Raw genomic sequence first — 19,117 nt, forward strand, 5'->3', positions numbered from 1 at the left:
GGTGGTGGAAGCAATGATTGAGATGACTGGTATTTCAAAGGCCTTTAACGGAAATACAGTGTTGAATAATGTTGAATTTGAAATAGCTCCAGGAGAAATTCATGCACTAATGGGTGAGAATGGTGCAGGTAAGTCTACCTTAATGAAAATCTTAACCGGAATTTACACTAGAGATTCAGGTGAAATCAAGATCAAAGGAAATCCTGTTGAATTTAAAAATCCCAAGGAAGCAGAACAGGCTGGGATAGCAGTAATTCACCAAGAACTTAATATTCTACCGGATTTGACGGTTGCAGAAAATTTATTTCTTGGAAATGAAAAGACGTTTGGCAAATCAGGAATTTTAAAAACAAAGGAAATGAATAAAGCCGCTAAAGAGGTATTGTTAAACCTTGGCTTGGATGTAGATGTAAAAACAACAGCAAGAAATCTATCCGTTGGTAAGCAGCAAATTGTTGAGATAGCAAAGGCCATTTCTTCCAATGCAGATGTAATCATTATGGATGAACCTACTGCTGCTTTAACAGATAGAGAAATAGAGACATTATTTGAAACTATTAGAGCATTACAGGCTAAGGGAGTGTCCTTTGTTTATATCTCTCACCGAATGGAAGAAATTTTTGCAATATGTGACCGTATCACTATTTTACGTGATGGAAGCTATGTGGGAGTTAGAAATGTCAAAGAAACGACCTTCGATGAAATTGTCCAAATGATGGTTGGACGAGAACTAGGTGGGCGCTTCCCCGACAGAACTTCTAAAATCGGTGATGTGAAGCTTGTAGCCAAGAACTTAACAAGAAAAGGCTTTTTCGAGGATGTTTCTTTTGAGTTACGAAAAGGAGAAATACTTGGTGTAGCAGGACTTATGGGTGCAGGGCGTACAGAGGTAGTTCAATCATTATTTGGCTACAAAAAGCTGGACAGTGGCGAACTAATTCTAGATGGTAAACAAGTAAAGATAAATACGCCACTAGACGCTATTAAGCTCGGCTTTGGCTTTGTAACCGAGGACAGAAAATCGGAAGGGCTAATATTAGATTTCTCTGTTAAAGAAAATTTAGGCATTACAAATTTCAACAAAATATCAAAAAACGGTGTTGTGAATAACCAAAAAGAAAAAAGCTTATATGATTCTATGGTGAAACGATTAGGCGTACGTACTTCTGGTCCTGATCAAACAGTTAAGTCACTTAGCGGTGGGAACCAACAGAAGATTGTAATAGCCAAATGGTTAGGCATTGAGCCTGATATTTTAATATTGGATGAACCGACACGAGGAGTAGACGTAGGAGCGAAAAAAGAAATTTACTCCATTGTGAACACACTTGCTGAAAACGGAGTATCTATTATCATGATATCCTCCGAGCTTCCTGAAATCATTGGAATGGTCGATCGAGTGCTCGTGATGCATGAAGGAAAGATAACTGGTGAAATAACCAAAGAAGAAATGTCACAAGAAAAAATAATGCATTACGCTACCGGAGGGGACAAAGTTGCTAAAATCTAGTTCACAATCAGTGCTACAAAAATTAGGGCCATTGCTAGGACTAATTTTACTAGTGGTAATCATCACTATTATGAGTCCAAACTTTTTAACTGTAAATAACTTAATGAATGTTCTAAGACAGGTTTCTATCAATGCTCTTATCGCATTTGGGATGACCTTTGTTATCTTAACTGGAGGGATTGACTTATCAGTAGGATCGATTTTAGCTCTTACGGGAGCTGTCACAGCAGGGTTACTTGCTGGTGGAATGGATCCAATTTTAGCAATGCTAATAGGTCTTGTTTTAGGGGCAATTTTAGGGGCAATTAACGGAATTATTATTTCTAAAGGGAATGTTGCTCCATTTATCGCTACTCTAGCAACAATGACTATTTATCGAGGACTAACCTTAGTTTACACAGAAGGTAGACCAATTTCAGGATTAGGAGATTCACTATCATTTCAAATGATTGGGAAAGGATACTTCTTGGGTATACCTGTGCCAGTTGTAACAATGGTTGTTGCATTTGCAGTACTTTACTTTATTTTGAAAAAGACGACATTTGGACGTAGAGTTTATGCAGTCGGAGGTAACGAGGAAGCTTCTCGTCTTTCTGGTATTAAGGTTGGCCGAATTAAAATTTATGTTTACGCATTAACTGGAGCTCTAGCAGCCCTGGCTTCGCTTATTTTAACATCTCGTTTAAATTCAGCTCAGCCTACCGCGGGTAACATGTTTGAACTAGATGCAATTGCAGCGGTAGTTCTTGGTGGTACAAGCTTAACAGGTGGTCGTGGTTGGATTGTTGGTACTTTAATCGGGGCTCTTATAATAGGTGTCTTGAATAATGGTCTAAATCTAATTGGTGTATCCTCCTTCTTCCAGCAAGTGGTGAAGGGTGCAGTTATATTATTAGCGGTTTTAATAGATCGCAAAAAAACAGTATAAAGGAGAAAAAACAGCATGAAAAAACTTTATTTTGCTTTACTGTTAATCGTAGCATTGTTCCTAGCAGCATGTTCAATGGATGCACCAGGCTCTGAGAAATCCGATTCTAAAAAAGAATCCACAGGATCTAAGGGTGACTATAAAATTGGTTTATCTGTTTCCACTTTAAACAATCCGTTTTTCGTAACATTAAGTGATGGAGCAGAAGCAAAAGCAGATGAATTAGGAGCAACAGTTACAGTTGTTGACGCACAAGATAATGCTTCAAAACAAGCAAGTGATGTAGAGGATTTAATCCAACAAGGCGTTGACCTTATTATCATCAATCCAGTAGACTCACAAGCAGTAGTTTCATCTGTAGAATCAGCAAATGCAGCAAATATTCCGGTAGTAACAGTTGACCGCAGTTCAGAAGGTGGAGAAGTAGTAGCCCATATCGCATCAGATAATGTTGCTGGTGGAGAGCTTGCAGGTGAATATTTACTAGAATTAGCAGGAGAAGGCGCTGCAGTAGTTGAATTAGAGGGTATCGCGGGATCTTCTGCAGCTCGTGACCGAGGCCAAGGTTTCAATAATGTGGCTGATGGTAAATTAGATGTTGTAGCCAAACAAACAGCAAACTTTAATCGTGCAGAAGGTTTAACCGTTATGGAAAACATTCTTCAATCTAATCCAGACATCAAGGGTGTATTTGCCCACAACGATGAAATGGCATTAGGCGCTTTAGAGGCAATCGAAGCAGCTGGCAAAGATATTATTGTAATTGGCTTTGACGCTACAGATGATGCTGTAAAATCTGTAGAAAATGGTAAGCTAGCTGGTACAATCGCTCAAAAACCAGAACAAATTGGTGAAAAAGCAATGGAAGCAGCTATTAAAGCATTAAACGGTGAAGAAGTAGAAGCTTCTATCCCTGTAGATTTAGAATTAATAAAAAAATAATACATAGAAAAGCTATCCTACGGGATAGCTTTTCTTATAGGTATGCCGTGAACAAGAGTTCACGGTATTTTTATTCATTTTAGGAAAGCAAGCTAGCATATATCCACTTTCTGCCGTTACGCAACAAAGCAAGAATCTAACGGACGAAACGACCTAGATTGCAAGATTAGAAAGGGGATTGACAATATAAGCTTAATTACTTTATATTTGTGTTAACCAATATAAAAATGTGGTTAACTCATATGTGGGGGGAATAATTTTGAAAAAGGGAAATACATATCAGTACGTCTTAGCAGCAATTGGGGCAGCAATTATAGCAATACTTGCGCAAGTGACGATTCCGCTACCACTCGTACCAATTACAGGGCAAACCTTAGCAGTAGGTTTAGTCGTTACCATTTTAGGTATGAGAACAGGTGTATTATCAGTGATAGTATATATATTAATCGGTGCAGTAGGGATGCCAGTATTCAGTGGTATGTCGGGCGGATTAGGGGTTGTTATTGGACCAACAGGAGGCTATATTGTTGGATTCTTGCCATCAGCGATACTTATGGGACTTTACATGAAAAAATTTGGTATCACAATTTCACACGCCATTGTAGCAAACTTAATCGGTATGGTTGTCACATTGGTATTTGGTACAGTTTGGTTAAAAATCATAGCTGACTTGACATGGACAGCAGCGTTTATGGGTGGCGTTGCACCGTTTGTTATCGTAGGTGTAATAAAAGCAGTACTAGCTGCATGGTTTGGTGTTGTCGTTCGACGTCGCTTAGAAAAAGCTCATTTAATCGTGGCAACGGCATAAATGAGCGGAGTTACCGTGATAGTTTTAAGTTTTACGGCTAGGGAGTAGATGAATAAATTTACTAACACTAACCTTAAAGTTATAATTTTTCAAAAAGAAACGGCGCTAGGGAATCATCCCTTAGCATCGTTTTTTTTCTGCAGTTTTAAGTGTATTTCAGAAGTCATGACATATTTTGAAGTGGCAAACATTGATTCCAATGGAGTAAGAGAAACAGGCAAGCGATCACCAGTGATATATGAGCTGCTGTGGAGGTTTATTGCTCACGGTCCTATAGATATATACATTTTTAAAGTTTTTATGGAGCGCTAACCATGGAAGGAAGTAAATGTGTTTTTCTTGCATCAAATAACTCAATAACCACGTTGATTTTCACATGCATAAAAATAGGTAATTAGTTAAATTTTTTATAGGGGCAAACACTGTTATTTTATAACCAATTCATATACTATTAGTATAGTAAAATCCGAATTAAAGGTAGGAATCAAAATGGAGGATAAATTTAAGTTTGGCATACGTTCCAAAATTACCGTTGGCTACATTATCATTATTCTTTGTTTATTTGCTTCCGTTATAATATTGAACAGTCAAATCCGTTCACTACAGCAAGAAAGAAATGATTTAATAAAATATAATACCGAAGTGGAAACATTTACAAATAATGTAGAAAAATATGTAATGGACATGCAAGCTGGTCAGAGAGGCTTTGTCATTACTGGCAACGATAGTTACTTGGAACCTTATTATAAAGCTGCTGAAGAATGGCAGGTAGAGTTTGATCAACTGTTTGACCTTTTAGAGGACAAGCCAAAACAGCAAGAAAAGCTTGTTGAGGTAAAAGGCACAATCGACCTTTGGATAGCAGAGGCAGGTGAGCGTGCAATTGATTTTAAGCGACAGAATAATGAGCAAGGGATTCAGCAATTCTATGCAAATGATCGTGGTCGTGAGTATATGCAATCTATCCGTAGTCAGTTTAACGATTTTAGAGAATACGAAAGAAATGATGCACAAACTAGAGCGCAAGAGTTAGATGATCGCAATAATATGTTGACTATAGGATTATTTGGTCTTTTAGTGATCGTTTCTGCTATTGCAATAGCAATGGCTAGTCAGGTCTCCAAATCGATTGTTCGTACTGTCAAAGATGTAACGGAAACTATTAAAAAGATTGCTTCAGAAAATGGTGATCGTAAGGAAAGAATTCATGTTACTACTAACGATGAGATTAAGGATTTAGCAATAGCAACAAACGAATTATTAGATAATCTCGATGACAGAGAATGGCTGCAAACAAGTCTTGCAGAAATTGTAACAAAATATCAAGGAGTAGGCTCGATTGATAAGCTCGCTAGTGTATTTATGTCTGAAATCTCTAAAATGACAAATTCGTCTTACGGCGCTTTTTATGTGAGAGAGACAAACAATCAAGAAGTTCATTTTATAAAAAAAGCGGCTTTTGCTGACTCGAATTCTCAAAATGAGATTGGAAGAGAAAGCTTCCGATTGGGACAAGGACTAATTGGTCAATGTGCCCTTGAGAAAAATGTTTTTGTCTTTAATGAGATTCCAAAAGATTATCGCTATATTTCTACTGGATTAGGTGAGGTTCCGCCGCGAAGCATATTTATAGTTCCTATTTTGTTCGAGGATGAAGTAATAGCAGTAGTAGAGCTAGCGACAATGTCAGAGTATAGCAAATTACAGCAAGACCTCGTAACACAGATTGTGGAAACGTTTGGCTTATCTATCAATAGTGTTATGGGCCGTATGGAAATTGTTCGACTTCTAAATGAGTCAAGAGCAATGACAGAAGAATTGCAGGCACAATCTGAAGAATTACAAACACAATCAGAGGAACTACAAACTCAATCTGAAGAGCTACAAATGCAAACAGAGGAACTAACTCAGATTAATGAACAATTAGAAGAACGAACAAAAGATGCAGAAGCTAAATCGGAAGAATTAGAAAAAATTAGTCTGGAATTAGAGGAAAAAGCAGAACAGCTTACTATTCACTCTAATTATAAATCAGAATTTCTTGCGAATATGTCACATGAATTACGTACTCCTTTAAACAGTATATTAATTCTTTCCGAAATGCTTTCAGAAAACGGAAAAGGTAATTTATCTGAAGATGAGGCAGAGTTTGCAAAAGTAATTCATTCTTCGGGGGAAGATTTATTATCCTTGATCAATGATATTTTAGATCTTTCTAAAGTAGAGGCAGGAAAGCTAGAGGTTTTATTTGAAGAGGTTAATCTAAGCGAATTACCTGTTCAGATGGAGCATATATTCTCACCAGTAGCCCAGAAGAAAAATTTAGATTTTCGTATAAGTAAGGCAGAAAATGTTCCTGATATTTTCTTTACAGACGAAAAACGCTTCCAACAAATTATTAAAAATCTATTATCTAATGCTATTAAATTTACGGAAAAAGGCTCCGTTGCTTTAACGATAAAGCAATTAGATAGTAATCTTCAAACGGAACAAATGTTAGATATTAGTAAAGAGTGGATTGAGATCTCTATTGCCGATACCGGAATAGGGATTCCAACGGACAAGCACGATTTGATCTTTGAATCGTTCCAGCAAGCAGATGGTGCAACTGTACGTAAATACGGAGGAACTGGTCTTGGTTTATCTATTTGCCGTGAGTTTGCTAAGCTGCTTGGTGGTTGGATTACCCTTCAAAGCCAAGAGGGAATGGGAAGTACCTTTACTTTAGTTGTACCTAGTCTGCCAAAAGGTCCAATTTTAGAGCAGATTGATTTGAGCTTTGGAGAGGTTGCCTCTACTCAAGCGAAAGTGGAGGAAATACAAGAGGTACGGGAGGAACAAGAGAATTCAACTCTTGAGGAACAGGAGCAAAAGATAAAAGAGCAAGAGGAAAAGTTTGAAGCTCTTCCTGAGGATGCGAATGTATTTTCCAATAAAAATATTTTAATCGTCGATGATGATTATCGAAATATTTATGCACTCAAAACGGCATTAGAAAGACGAGGAATTAATATCCTTGTTGCTAAAGATGGTTTGGAATGCTTAGATATTGTACAAAGTAATGCAGAAATAGATGTTGTACTTATGGATATCATGATGCCAAATATGGACGGATATGAGACAATGTCTAAAATTAGAAATGAAATGAATATGACAGAATTACCGATTATTGCTTTAACGGCGAAGGCGATGAAAAATGATCGAGATAAATGTCTAGAGGCGGGTGCTTCTGATTATATTAGTAAGCCATTAAATCTAGATCAATTATTCTCTGTTCTTCGAGTTTGGTTAGCATCTTAAGGGAGTATGGAAATGGACAGTCAATATGAAAGTGGAGAGCTAGAGGGCGTTAATATTCAACATGAAGACTTAGAAGTAGATTTCCTGCTGGAAGCAGTCTATCGCTTATCAGGGTTCGACTTTCGGCAATATAATCGATCTTCCATTTCTCGTCGAATTCATAATCGGATGAAGATGAATGGAATTTCAACCATTACAGGTTTACTAGAAAAGGTTATTCATGAAGACGGTTTTCTAGAGCAATTACTTAATGATTTTTCGATCAATGTTACCGAGATGTTCCGAAATCCAACTTTTTTTAAAGCATTTAGAGAAGAAGTTGTACCGATTTTGAGAGAATATCCTGAAATTCGTATTTGGCATGCTGGTTGTGCTACTGGAGAAGAAGTTTACTCGATGGCCATTTTATTAGAAGAAGAAGGGCTAAAGGATAAAACCGTTATCTATGCAACCGATATGAATGAGCAAGTGCTAGAAAAGGCAAGTAAGGGTGCGTTTCCTATACAAAAGATGCAGGCATATACTAAAAATTATATGCTTGCAGGTGGAAACAAAGCATTTTCTGAATACTATAAGGCGGATTATCAATATGCATATTTCCATCCTTCTCTTTTAGAAAATATTATCTTTGCACAGCATAATCTTGTTACAGATCAATCGTTTAATGAATTTCATGTAATTATTTGCCGTAATGTTCTTATTTACTTTACTCCTGAACTTCAGGATCAAGTACAACAATTATTCTATGAGAGCTTAAGTCCACAAGGTTTCCTTGGGCTAGGAGACAAGGAAACTTTAAAATTTTGTCAGGTGATGGATAACTTTCAAGAGGTAGTAGGTAGTGAACGTATTTATCAAAGATATAAATAAAAAGCAGGATTCTTATATTAAAATAAGAATCCTGCTTTTTCAATTCAAAGTGTTTCTTATGAAAAGGAGGATGGTCGTGACATAGGTCATCACAGCCATCCTCTCTAAAATTTTCAGTAATATATAAAGTCGCTTTTTCTATTCTTAATTGCATTGAACCATTAAGACGCACATGTCGTCGGGTTGATCCTGTTGCTTTTCTTTGGATAGCAAATTATCAATTATACCTTGAGAATGATCCCATTTTTTAGAGGTTAAAGTTTCAATTTGTTTTTCAGATTGTATCTCATTTGGCCCCATAGCCTCTAGAACCCCATCTGTATATAAAACAACTTGGATATTCTTCTCGTAGGAAATTACTTCCTTCTTAACTTCAATTTCATCAAAGAACCCTACTGCACAACAGCCTTTGTTAATCGGAACAACCGTTTCTTCATCAATTAGAGCAAATCCAGGTGGATGACCAGCATTAACATATTCTATCGTTTTTTGCTCTGTATCCACAATCATATAGATGGCTGTGAAATAATATGGTATACCAACCTTTTCGTTATGTATTAAAACCATATAGCGATTTAGCTCTTTAATAACAAGTTCCGGTTCCACTAATTGTTTAATAGCCTCTCTTAATACAGAAGATATAAACATACAAACTAGGGAAGCAGAAATTCCATGTCCCATCATATCTAGTAAAATCACGGCATGACGATGCTCGCTTATTTTATGCCAATAGTACATATCTCCAGCCAGATTGAAGGATGGTAAATATGAAACCTCAATTTGAATGTTTTTTTCATTTAATGGTGGGTTTAGAAGACTTCTTTGGACATGAGTTGCTAAATCTAATTCATATTGGATTTTGTTTTCATGCTGAGTATGCCAATCTAACTCTGCTTTTAAGCGAAGAGCAACTCTTATACGTGCCAGTAACTCTGTCTTATTTATAGGCTTAGTAATATAATCACTTCCACCTACATCTAGTGCTTCAGCTAATTTGTTTTTATCCTCTAATGCTGTCACGAATATTATTTGTACATCCTTAAATCGTTCTTGCTGCTTAATTCTCCTACAAGCTTCAAGACCGTCTATTTCAGGCATCATAATATCTAGTAATATTAAATCTACTGAATTACAGGTTGGATTTTGTTCGCCGATCTGTAAATAGTCAAATAGCTCCTGTGCGGATGTAAGAGATACAGTATCTTTATAACCAGCGCTATCTAATATTTTTTCTATTACAAATAGATTGACCGTGTTGTCATCTACCAGTAAAATCGTCATCGCTTATTTCCCCCTGTAGTGTTTAAAGATAGTGTAGTTAAGTTATCTCTATCTATTAAATTTCTATGATAACTCTTCTTATTTATTATACAAAAGAATATATGAATAGTGTATTTATAAGCCTTTTGCTTCAATGTTTAATATCTAACTTCTTATCCTAATCTTACTAAAATAGTTATTTCGGTAGCTTAATGTAAATATTAATTAGCAAGCTTCTATTTAATTTATTTGAATTATCTATATAATAAAATGAGAAAAAGAAGCAAACGAGGTGAAGTAAATGGCAATCGAATTAGTTAAGGAGTATTTTAAAAGATTTGGTATGGAAGACAAGATTCTAGAATATGAAGCTTCAAGTGCTACAGTAGAGCTCGCTGCAAGTGTTCTTAACGTAGAGCCTGCAAGAATAGCTAAAACATTATCCTTCAAAAAAGAGGAGGATTGCCTGCTAGTAGTTGCAGCTGGAGACACTAAAATCGACAATGCTAAATTTAAAAGAACCTTTGGAGTAAAGGCTAAGATGCTTTCATCGGATGAGGTGGAAGAAAAAGTTGGCCATGCCATTGGAGGAGTTTGTCCATTTGGTATACCAGAGAATGTATTAGTGTATTTAGATATTTCCTTGAAAAGGTTTGATACAGTATTCCCCGCGTGCGGAAGTAGTAATAGTGCTATAGAGCTTACTTGTGAGGAAATATATACATATGCAAAAGGTGTGGAATGGGTAGACGTTTGTAAGGCTTGGGAATAGAAAAGAGGGTGTAAAATGGATTTATCATTTAAAACTGATGAAGGCAGATTTAATTATCGTGTTGCAGGATTACTTCTAAATGAAAGTAAAATATTAATTATGAAGGACGAGAATTCTCCATACTATTATTTTCCTGGTGGGAGAGTGAGCATGCACGAAAAAAGTGAGGATGCTATTCTTCGTGAAATTAGAGAAGAGCTCTCAGTAGATGCTGCCATCGAACGTTTACTATGGATCAACGAAAACTTTTTTGAAGAGGAAGTATTAAAAGAGAAATTTCATGAGATTTGCTTCATTTATCTTCTATCGCTAAAAGACGATAAGCTTTTAACAAAAGGAAATGAATTTGAAGAGAATGAAGAAGGGAAAATTCATACGTATTATTGGAAAACCTTTGACGAATTGAAAGAGTTAAATGTATATCCATTATTTTTAAAGAATAGATGTTCCGAGCTGCCAGAACATCTAACTCATTTTGTAGAGACTAAATAGTGTAGGGAAATCTCGCTTTTTTAGTATGACTTTTATTGAAAACGTTCATGCTAGAAAAGAGGAGGTGTGATACTAATGGCTAAAGATGTACTTTGTGAAGTGAACAACTGTAAGTTTTGGAGACAAGGAAACAAATGTAATGCAAAAGCTATTTATGTAGTAAGCCGTAAAGGAAACCAAGCTTCCAACAGTGATGAAACAGATTGTAAAACATTTGAACCGAAGTAATATATCTGCATGTCTATTATTACTCACCTAATCACACGTTAAAAAAATAATGTGTAAAAAACAGTACAGCTAGTCTCTCATAGAGGGCTAGCTGTACTTAAATAGGGGAGTATGGATTTAATAGGTCGTAATTTTTGTATAGCTTTGGAAGGCATAAATCCAACGCTGCCACCAAGTAAAATCATTTTGATACTCATTCACCTCTACCGTATACATAGCATCCTCGTTGTTCCATAGTCTTTTAAAATATTCCTCCATTTCAATAGCTAGCTCACTGTCATTTGGGGCAATGATTCTTACGTTGTTCTCTAAATTGTAATTATCTAAAGCACGTTCCGTATAGTTTGCAGCACCGTTTGAAATGATTGTATTTTTAGGGGTCTGAATCCATATAGCTTTTGTATGGTATTGGCCAATTACGGTGTTATACCATCGTATATTAATCTTCTCATTTGTATCCTCAAGCAGTTCTTGTACGACTGGGCGATTTGGCAATCCAGACTTTTCTCGACCAAAGGAATTCTCATTAGGGTCTAATATCAAATCTACCTCTACTCCGCGATTTGCGGCATCGACTAGTGCATTAACGATGTTACGTTCGGCGACAAAGAACATTCCTAACCAAATTTTATCTCCCTTTTTAGTGTCATTTATATCGTTCATTAATGCATCAAATATTTTCTTCTCGGTTAAATATTGTGCCTGATACTCTCCTTCTTGTTTCTTAGCCTGTATCCTAGGAAGCTTCGGTCCTCCTGAAAATACAGAAACAGCTTCCTCTGCCTCTAAAATATCATTAATAATTGGTCCATCTAATTTTATAGCTATATTGCCATGAAAACCACTAGCATCGTGTGGATTGGAGGAGGTAACAATTGCAGCTTTTTCCGTTATCAACGCTTTTCGATGATTAGCTTTTACGTTTAGAAGCGTCATATAAGAAGCAACTGTCATTTTCGGAGCTTCGCTAGCCATTGCATTGGCAATCCAGCCTTTGCCACCAATATCAAACCATTGAAAAAAAATGCGGTAAATTCCTGAATAGACTGGGGTTGAATCTCTTAAGGCATCTAAATCTGTATAGACAATTTCTACTCCAGCATCTCGCATTTTTTTGAACCATTCGCTTTCATAGGAGCCATACCCACGATTAAGAGGATCTGTGATAAATACAATTGGCATCTCCGGGTTTTCTCTTTTCTTTGCTGCTACTGTGGAGGAAAGTGTATCCGCTATATTAGGAAAGTCCTGATCCTCATCGTAATAACCATCTACTAGGAAAAAATCTAATACTACAAATTCCTCAGCTTCTTCAATAGTTTTATATACCTCATCAAAAATGTTATTTTCATGCACTGTATTTGTCCCTTTTTTATCCTGCGCATAAGTTAAATCCGTTAGAAATCGTATATTGTTTGTTTTATGTAAATCTCCTGCATAGGAAACGCCTTGGGGAAGTGGCTTAAATGTATGCCATAAGATCACAGCTATGTATATAAGAGCAAAAGCGGTAATAAAGGATGCGACAATCCTCTTCTTTTTGCTCCATGGCTTTTTAGTTTTTTTAGCCATGAAAAAACTCCTCCTATTAAACTTCTATTTTACATATAATATTCCCACTTTTAAAATCTACAAACTTATAATTACATCAGATTTATACTATAAATTAATTATTATTTATTTTAAAAATGCTATTGTAATAAATTTATTTTTGAGATATTATGAAAATGATAATCGTTATCAATTAGAAAAAATATAGGGAGATGAAAAATGATGAAAATTAAAAAATATTGGATGATGAGTGCAACAGCGATGCTAGCGTTAAGCTTAGCTGCTTGTGGAGATAAAGAGGAAAGTTCTACTGAAAAGGTAGAGGTAGAAGCTAAAGAAACTTCGAGTGATGAAGCAAATACAGAACAAACACTTACATATTTAGGCGAAGACTACGTGGTACCCGCAAAAGTAAATAATATTGTGGCAGCTAGTCTAGAATCTATGGAGGATGCAGCAATCTTAGGAGTTAAGCCAGTAGGCGTTCTTGCAATAGCAAATGCTATTCCTACATACCTAGCGGATGAATTAGAGGGAGCGGAACTCGTTGGAGATAAATTTGCTCCTAATAATGAGGCTATCCTAGCGTTAAATCCAGATGTGATTTTAGGCTCATCTAAGCATGGTGAAGAGGTTGTAACTGCATTAAATAAAATTCAAACAATGATTCCTTACTCTCATGTTGCAACGAATTGGAAAGAAAACTTGACGTTACTGGGTCAATTAACAAACAAAGAATCAGAAGCAGAAAAAATAATTACTGACTATGAAGAAAAGGCTGAGAAGGCTAAAGTAGAATTAGGAGAATCATTAAAGGATAAGGAAGTACTCGTATTACGTATACGTAAAGGAAGCATCAATGCTTATCCTGAATCTATTTACTTAAACCCTGTTATCTATGAGGATTTGGGGCTGAAAGTTCCAGAAGTAGTTACAAAAGCAGAGGCTCAGGCAGAATTATCTCTAGAGGCTTTAGCAGATGCAAATCCAGACTATATATTCCTTCAATTTGAAGCAAGTGAAAATACTGATAATGCAGCTGCCTTAGATGAGCTTTTAGAAAATCCGATTTTTGGTAGCATAGAAGCTGCTAAAAATGATCATGTATTTGTAAACGCAGTTGATCCATTAGCGCAAGGTGGTACGGCTTGGTCTAAAGTAAAATTCTTAGACGCAGCGATTGAAAATTTATCGAAGTAAAGTTAGGTGCGATGAATAATGAAAAACAAAAATACATTAGCTTCCATTATTTTAATAGTTTCTCCTCTGTTCATCGCGCTAGCAATAGTTTTATCTATATTATATGGAGCTAAAGATATTAGTCTACTAACAGTTTGGCAGGCGATTACGCAATTCGATGAAAATAATGTGGACCATAACATTATTATGACATCGCGGTTACCACGCGTAATCGCTGCTTTATTGGTTGGAGCTTTTCTAGCTGTTGCTGGAGCGGTTATGCAAGGTATTACCCAAAACTATTTGGCATCTCCTTCGATTATGGGAGTAAATGATGGCTCAGCGTTTGTTATTACAATAGCTATGGTCTTTTTTCCGGGGCTTCCTAATTATCAAATGATTATTCTATCAATGATTGGATCTGCAATTGGAGCAGGTCTCGTCTTTGGTTTTGGTTCCTTGATAAAGGGTGGTTTATCTCCGGTAAGATTGGCTATTATCGGTACAGTCATTGGAACATTTCTGAGTAGCTTAGCTTCGGCTATTGCAATGTACTTTCAAGTGTCGCAAAGTGTCAGCGTTTGGTATAACGCAAAATTACATACAGTAAATCCTGACATGCTATTATTGTCCATTCCTTTTGGTTTGGTTGGCCTCTTTTTAGCATTAGGTGTTGCCAAGTCGTTTACAATTGCCTCATTAGGTGATGAGATTGCAGTAGGTTTGGGGCAACGGACAAAATGGGTGAAAATCATCAGTATTCTAGCAGTAGTCTGTTTAACAGGAACTGCGGTTGCCTTAGTTGGAAAAATAGGATTTGTTGGTTTAATCATTCCACATATTACACGCTTTCTAGTTGGAGTAGACTACCGATTCCTAATACCATGCTCCGCGGCTATTGGAGCGGTCTTTTTAGCTTTGTGTGATGTGCTAAGTCGCTTTATCAACTTCCCGTTTGAGACGCCAGTCGGTGTAGTGACCGCAATTATTGGTGTACCCTTCTTCCTTTACCTAATTCGGACGAGAGGGGGAGCACAGCGTGCATAAAGGCCCTTTCATACGATTTATTACAATGATGTCTATCTTTATTGGTCTGACTATTATCGCCTTTTATTTTCATATTACTAACGGCGCCTTTGATATAAACGTCATGGATATCATCAAAACCTTTCTACGAATAGATCCAAATGAAAAACAAGATTTGGTTATATTTGAGTTTAGATTACCAAGAATTGTAATTGCTGCATTAGTAGGAATTGGCCTAGGAATTGCAGGAACTGTTATTCAAGGAGTGACAAGAAATGGTTTAGCTGATCCCGGCATATTAGGGATTAATGCAGGAGCAGGAGCTTCCATTGTTATATTCATGTTTTTCTTTCAAATGTCTGCTACCAATATTAGTTTCGATAGCTGGTATTCCGTGTTTATCATGCCACTCTTTGGCTTCGTGGGAGGAGCACTTGCTGCAGCTATTATATATATTTTCTCCTGGAGAAATGGCGTGCTGAATATGCAAAGACTAATCCTAACTGGTATTGCGATAAGTAGCGGTTTTGGTGCGGTATCCTTATATATATCGCTCAAGATGAATGCGAGCGACTATGAAATGGCTGCTGTCTGGATCTCTGGCAGTATATATAATGCAAATTGGTCTTTTGTTTTATCAGTTTTGCCTTGGGTTGTTATTCTTGGCTATGCAATTTATCGCAAAAGTCATTTGCTGGATTATCTTCAGCTAGAGGACGCAAGTGTAAAGAGTCTTGGAATATCTGTGGAAAAAGAAAAATCTATCCTACTGCTGTGTAGCATAGGACTTGTTAGTGCATGTGTATCAGTATCAGGCGGAATTGGCTTCATTGGCTTAATGGCTCCTCATATTGCTAAAAGGTTGGTAGGCATTAAGCATCGATATGTAGTGCCGATGAGTGCTGCAGTAGGTATGTTTTTATTGGTCTTCTCTGACTATATTGCTAAGACCGTATTCGAGCCATCAGAGCTACCGGTAGGAATTATCGTTTCAATTATTGGAATTCCGTACTTTTTATATTTATTAGTTAAAACAAGAGCATAGGAGGATACCTATGATAGAAAGTATATTACGAGTGGAACAGCTTAGTTCAGGCTATGAAAAGCAAATTGTTTTCACAAATTTAAATACGTCCATTCAAAAGGGGAAAATAACTACAATTATTGGGCCAAATGGATGTGGAAAATCGACGTTGTTAAAAACGATTGGGCGTATTCTCCACCAAAAGAGTGGTAGGGTTTATTTACAAGAGCTAGATATGAAGTCACTGTCAACGAAAGATATTGCCAAACGTCTAGCGTTACTTTCGCAGAGTCCTGTAGCCCCAGCTCAATTGAAAGTAGAGGAGTTAATCTCTTATGGGCGCTTTCCACATAGAAAAAATATTGGAACTCTTTCAAAAAAAGATATAGAGATTATTGAATGGGCAATGAAGGTCACAAAGACAATCGAATTTCGCTCAAGAGAAATCGACCAACTATCCGGTGGACAACGCCAAAAGGTTTGGCTAGCAATGGCGCTCGCACAGGAAACTGAAATATTATTGTTAGATGAGCCAACGACCTACTTAGATATGGCGCATCAGCTAGAAATGCTTAAGATTGTGGAAGAGCTCAATAAGAAGCACCAATGTACCATAGTGATGGTATTACACGATATAAATCATGCTGCTCGCTTTTCTCATGAGCTCATAGCTATGAGAAACGGAGAAATAATAGAGACTGGAACACCAAAGGAAATTATAACAAAGGAAGTCATGAAAAAGGTTTTCCAAATAGAGGCGAAGATTATGTTCGATGAGGATACAGCTTCACCTGTATGCTATGGATACGAAACGTTAGAGGAGGTGTAATAGATGGATAAGGTGTTACTAGAGGATACAGAGCATTGGCAAATAGATTCCGAGTATACGAATTATCTATATGACATAAAGGTATCTATCCCAACCAGCGCACCTCCTAAGGAGGGCTTTCCAATCTATTATGTACTAGATGGAAATTGGTATTTTCAGCTTGCAAGGGATGTGGTGAAGCTACAATCACAGAACGCACCAAAAACTCTTATCGCGCCTTCTATCGTAGTTGGAATTGGACATTCTGGAAAAGAAGATGTAGCGCGCAAGAGAAGGTTTCTAGACTTTACACCAGAGGCAGAAGCCTATATCTATCCAAAGAGATTAAATGGGAAAGATATAGGGAAACACGGGGGAGCAGAGAAGTTCCTTGCTTTTTTAGAGAAGGAGCTAATACCAAGGGTGCAGAAAAGGTATCAGGTTGACCTACAGAAGCAGGCTCTTTTTGGTCACTCCTTAAGTGGCCTTTTTGTCATTTGGGCTTTGTTTAAGAAACCGAATCTTTTTTCATGCTATCTTTCCATAAGCCCTTCAGCCTGGTGGAATGAATATGAGCTATGTAAGGAAGCAGAGAATTTTGTCCGTTTCCCCAAAAATCTTCATTATAAAAAATTGTTTATATCAGCCGGTAGCAAAGAAGGCTTTATGGTAGAAGACGCAAATCATTTGTACACAGCTTTAAAAGAGAGTGTAAAAACAGAAATATTTATTGCACAGGATGAAAACCATGCATCAGTGGTACCATCTGTTTTAAGCAGGGCATTCCGATATTTAAATTAAACTAGGTTGTGGATGTGAATATTGTCGTTCAAACATGGCTCATTTTAAAGCTCCAAAAGCAATAGATTTTGTAGAGGCACTTCCAAAAACGGCCACAGGTAAGCTACAAAAATTCCGTCTTCGAGAAATGTACTGGAACGGACCTAAAAAAGTAAATTAATTTGCAAAGATCTCACAGCTTGCTAGCTATGAGATCTTTTATTGTTAAAGATAGTCTAAGCTGGCAAATATCAAGACTATCCCTACAATACACATAACCCAAGAAAGAGCAGAATCTTTACTTTTAGATAGCCTATCGTTTAATTTTCGAAAAGGCTGATGTAGCCAACGACCAAATAGTGTATACATAACCATCAATATAATGGATGGCAAGACCATAATTGTATTGTAGATCCCGAGAATAGATGTCCACTCCAGTAATGTTAGATTAGACGTACTCATCAAGCCGATGGCAGCAAAATAAGGAAACGCTGTTCCCCCTTCAATTAAGAAAGTGGTAAAACCAAGCAAAAACATGGTGAAAGTGTTTTTTTTGCTCGGAACCGAAGGAATGGCGGCTTTTTTCTTTGGCATATAAAAGCTTACGATAAACATAATCATTCCTATTAAAAATATTGCCCAGCTAAGAATCTGATGCTTAAAAAGCTCCTTGTAAAAATCAAAGGATAAAGTTATACCAAACATAAGAGAGAAACCTAAAAAGAAATATAAAATAGCTATTGTAATTAGATATACAGATAGAAGTCTAATAAGCCTTTTCTTTTCCATCACTAATAAATAGAGAGTTACGCCAATTATAGTAGGGCTAAGCGTGTCCAATACTGCCAATCCCATAATCGTTAGAAGAATTTCCATATTCATAACATCCCCTCATTCCTTCTTGGCTAGGTAGATAGCGTAGGCACTCTCCAGAAATTCAAGTAAATCTTGGTCAAGGGGATAGAGCCCTAGCTTTTCAGATTCTTTTTCTGACTTTCTAATCTCCCAAAGTTTATCGAGAAAATCGTTCTGTTGACCATATTCTTGTATTCGTTTTTCTTCCATTTGTAAAATAATATGTTGGACGGTAGGAGAATGGGGTTCCTCTGACATAGAATCCTTTAATAATCCAATCAAGCTAATCCATTTAAGAGATGCTTCTTCATTACTTGACATATGGGGGAGTTGATCCCATTGCTTTAAATCTGTTTTAGAAAACGTAGATTCTCGAAACATTCTTTTGCTTTCTTTGTCTGTTGCTGCTAGTTGCATTAGCTTTTGCAAAACAACTGCGTTATCTTCTCTTTCCATTTCATATGAATTTATTAATTCTCTTAAGGAAAGCTCAATTGTTTTTAATTTTTCTTGTTCATTTATGACATAATTCAGCTGTTCTTTTAAACTAGTGGACCAGCTCCATGTGTTGGAGTAGAGCATTTGTTTAATTTCCTCTAGTGAAAAACCTGCTTTTTTAAGAAATTGAATTTGTAATAGCTTTTGTAGTTTTTCCTCGTTATATAAACGATGACCACCCTCCGTTTTAGAGGCGGGGCTTAGCAGATTAATTTTATCGTAATAGCGTAATGTTCTTACGGTAGTACCAGTGAGTTCAGCGACCTTGTTGATATGAAGCAAT

General features: G+C 36.7%; 18 protein-coding genes and 1 pseudogene. 15 read left to right on the plus strand and 4 right to left on the minus strand.

Annotation, left to right across the window (positions count from 1 at the left end):
• The first annotated feature begins 13 nt into the window (after positions 1-13).
• The 6 genes from D0S48_RS16480 (at position 14) to D0S48_RS16505 (ending at position 8,361) form a co-directional block, all read left to right on the plus strand.
• Positions 14-1,510: a sugar ABC transporter ATP-binding protein gene (locus D0S48_RS16480; RefSeq protein WP_151112796.1), complete on the plus strand. Its 1,497-nt coding sequence runs from the start codon at positions 14-16 to the stop codon at positions 1,508-1,510.
• On the plus strand, positions 1,497-2,438 hold the full coding sequence (gene rbsC / locus D0S48_RS16485) for a ribose ABC transporter permease (RefSeq protein WP_144541302.1): 942 nt from the start codon (positions 1,497-1,499) through the stop codon (positions 2,436-2,438). Before D0S48_RS16480 ends, rbsC begins: the two co-directional genes overlap by 14 nt.
• A 15-nt stretch (positions 2,439-2,453) precedes the next feature.
• Positions 2,454-3,380 carry a ribose ABC transporter substrate-binding protein RbsB gene (rbsB, locus tag D0S48_RS16490; RefSeq protein ID WP_144541301.1) on the plus strand — a complete coding sequence of 309 codons (927 nt, stop codon included), beginning with the start codon at positions 2,454-2,456 and terminating at the stop codon, positions 3,378-3,380.
• A gap of 259 nt (positions 3,381-3,639) precedes the next feature.
• Complete coding sequence (locus tag D0S48_RS16495) at positions 3,640-4,191, plus strand: biotin transporter BioY (RefSeq protein WP_144541299.1); 552 nt, start codon at positions 3,640-3,642, stop codon at positions 4,189-4,191.
• A gap of 489 nt (positions 4,192-4,680) precedes the next feature.
• Positions 4,681-7,491 carry a CHASE3 domain-containing protein gene (locus D0S48_RS16500; protein WP_151112798.1) on the plus strand — a complete coding sequence of 937 codons (2,811 nt, stop codon included), beginning with the start codon at positions 4,681-4,683 and terminating at the stop codon, positions 7,489-7,491.
• A 12-nt stretch (positions 7,492-7,503) separates the two neighbouring features.
• Positions 7,504-8,361: a CheR family methyltransferase gene (locus tag D0S48_RS16505; protein ID WP_151112800.1), complete on the plus strand. Its 858-nt coding sequence runs from the start codon at positions 7,504-7,506 to the stop codon at positions 8,359-8,361.
• A gap of 144 nt (positions 8,362-8,505) precedes the next feature.
• On the opposite strand, the gene D0S48_RS16510 is transcribed toward D0S48_RS16505, so the two are convergent.
• On the minus strand, positions 8,506-9,642 hold the full coding sequence (locus D0S48_RS16510; RefSeq protein ID WP_151112802.1) for a SpoIIE family protein phosphatase: 1,137 nt from the start codon (positions 9,640-9,642) through the stop codon (positions 8,506-8,508).
• Between the two features lie 280 nt (positions 9,643-9,922).
• On the opposite strand from D0S48_RS16510, the gene D0S48_RS16515 reads away from it, so the two are divergent.
• From D0S48_RS16515 to D0S48_RS16525, 3 genes are all read left to right on the plus strand, one after another.
• Positions 9,923-10,393 (plus strand): YbaK/EbsC family protein, encoded by a 471-nt coding sequence (locus D0S48_RS16515; RefSeq protein WP_151112804.1) that lies wholly within the window; start codon positions 9,923-9,925, stop codon positions 10,391-10,393.
• Positions 10,394-10,408: 15 nt separating this feature from the next.
• Positions 10,409-10,885 (plus strand): NUDIX hydrolase, encoded by a 477-nt coding sequence (locus tag D0S48_RS16520; protein ID WP_151112806.1) that lies wholly within the window; start codon positions 10,409-10,411, stop codon positions 10,883-10,885.
• Positions 10,886-10,960: 75 nt separating this feature from the next.
• Positions 10,961-11,113, plus strand: coding sequence for a DUF1540 domain-containing protein (locus tag D0S48_RS16525; RefSeq protein ID WP_144541288.1), 153 nt, complete (start codon positions 10,961-10,963; stop codon positions 11,111-11,113).
• 117 nt (positions 11,114-11,230) lie between these two features.
• On the opposite strand, the gene D0S48_RS16530 is transcribed toward D0S48_RS16525, so the two are convergent.
• Positions 11,231-12,685, minus strand: a complete 1,455-nt coding sequence (locus D0S48_RS16530) for a phospholipase D family protein (RefSeq protein ID WP_151112808.1) — start codon at positions 12,683-12,685, stop codon at positions 11,231-11,233.
• A 198-nt stretch (positions 12,686-12,883) separates the two neighbouring features.
• Here D0S48_RS16530 and D0S48_RS16535 point away from each other — a divergent pair, with 198 nt between their 5' ends.
• From D0S48_RS16535 to D0S48_RS21365, 6 genes and pseudogenes are all read left to right on the plus strand, one after another.
• Positions 12,884-13,864 (plus strand): ABC transporter substrate-binding protein, encoded by a 981-nt coding sequence (locus D0S48_RS16535; RefSeq protein WP_225216152.1) that lies wholly within the window; start codon positions 12,884-12,886, stop codon positions 13,862-13,864.
• Between the two features lie 18 nt (positions 13,865-13,882).
• Positions 13,883-14,890, plus strand: coding sequence for a FecCD family ABC transporter permease (locus D0S48_RS16540; protein WP_151112810.1), 1,008 nt, complete (start codon positions 13,883-13,885; stop codon positions 14,888-14,890).
• Positions 14,883-15,914 (plus strand): FecCD family ABC transporter permease, encoded by a 1,032-nt coding sequence (locus D0S48_RS16545; RefSeq protein WP_370455705.1) that lies wholly within the window; start codon positions 14,883-14,885, stop codon positions 15,912-15,914. Before D0S48_RS16540 ends, D0S48_RS16545 begins: the two co-directional genes overlap by 8 nt.
• Positions 15,915-15,924: 10 nt before the next feature.
• Positions 15,925-16,722: an ABC transporter ATP-binding protein gene (locus tag D0S48_RS16550; RefSeq protein WP_151112812.1), complete on the plus strand. Its 798-nt coding sequence runs from the start codon at positions 15,925-15,927 to the stop codon at positions 16,720-16,722.
• Between the two features lie 3 nt (positions 16,723-16,725).
• Positions 16,726-17,502 (plus strand): alpha/beta hydrolase, encoded by a 777-nt coding sequence (locus D0S48_RS16555; protein WP_151112814.1) that lies wholly within the window; start codon positions 16,726-16,728, stop codon positions 17,500-17,502.
• Positions 17,503-17,521: 19 nt separating this feature from the next.
• Positions 17,522-17,662, plus strand: a pseudogene (locus D0S48_RS21365) (hypothetical protein); the annotation flags it as partial.
• Between the two features lie 44 nt (positions 17,663-17,706).
• On the opposite strand, the gene D0S48_RS16565 reads toward D0S48_RS21365, so the two are convergent.
• Positions 17,707-18,363: a GAP family protein gene (locus D0S48_RS16565; RefSeq protein ID WP_151112816.1), complete on the minus strand. Its 657-nt coding sequence runs from the start codon at positions 18,361-18,363 to the stop codon at positions 17,707-17,709.
• A 9-nt stretch (positions 18,364-18,372) separates the two neighbouring features.
• Positions 18,373-19,116: a MerR family transcriptional regulator gene (locus D0S48_RS16570; protein ID WP_151113866.1), complete on the minus strand. Its 744-nt coding sequence runs from the start codon at positions 19,114-19,116 to the stop codon at positions 18,373-18,375.
• Between the last annotated feature and the right edge of the window lies 1 nt (position 19,117).

The organism is Psychrobacillus sp. AK 1817, from assembly GCF_008807035.1.
GTDB lineage: Bacteria > Bacillota > Bacilli > Bacillales_A > Planococcaceae > Psychrobacillus > Psychrobacillus faecigallinarum.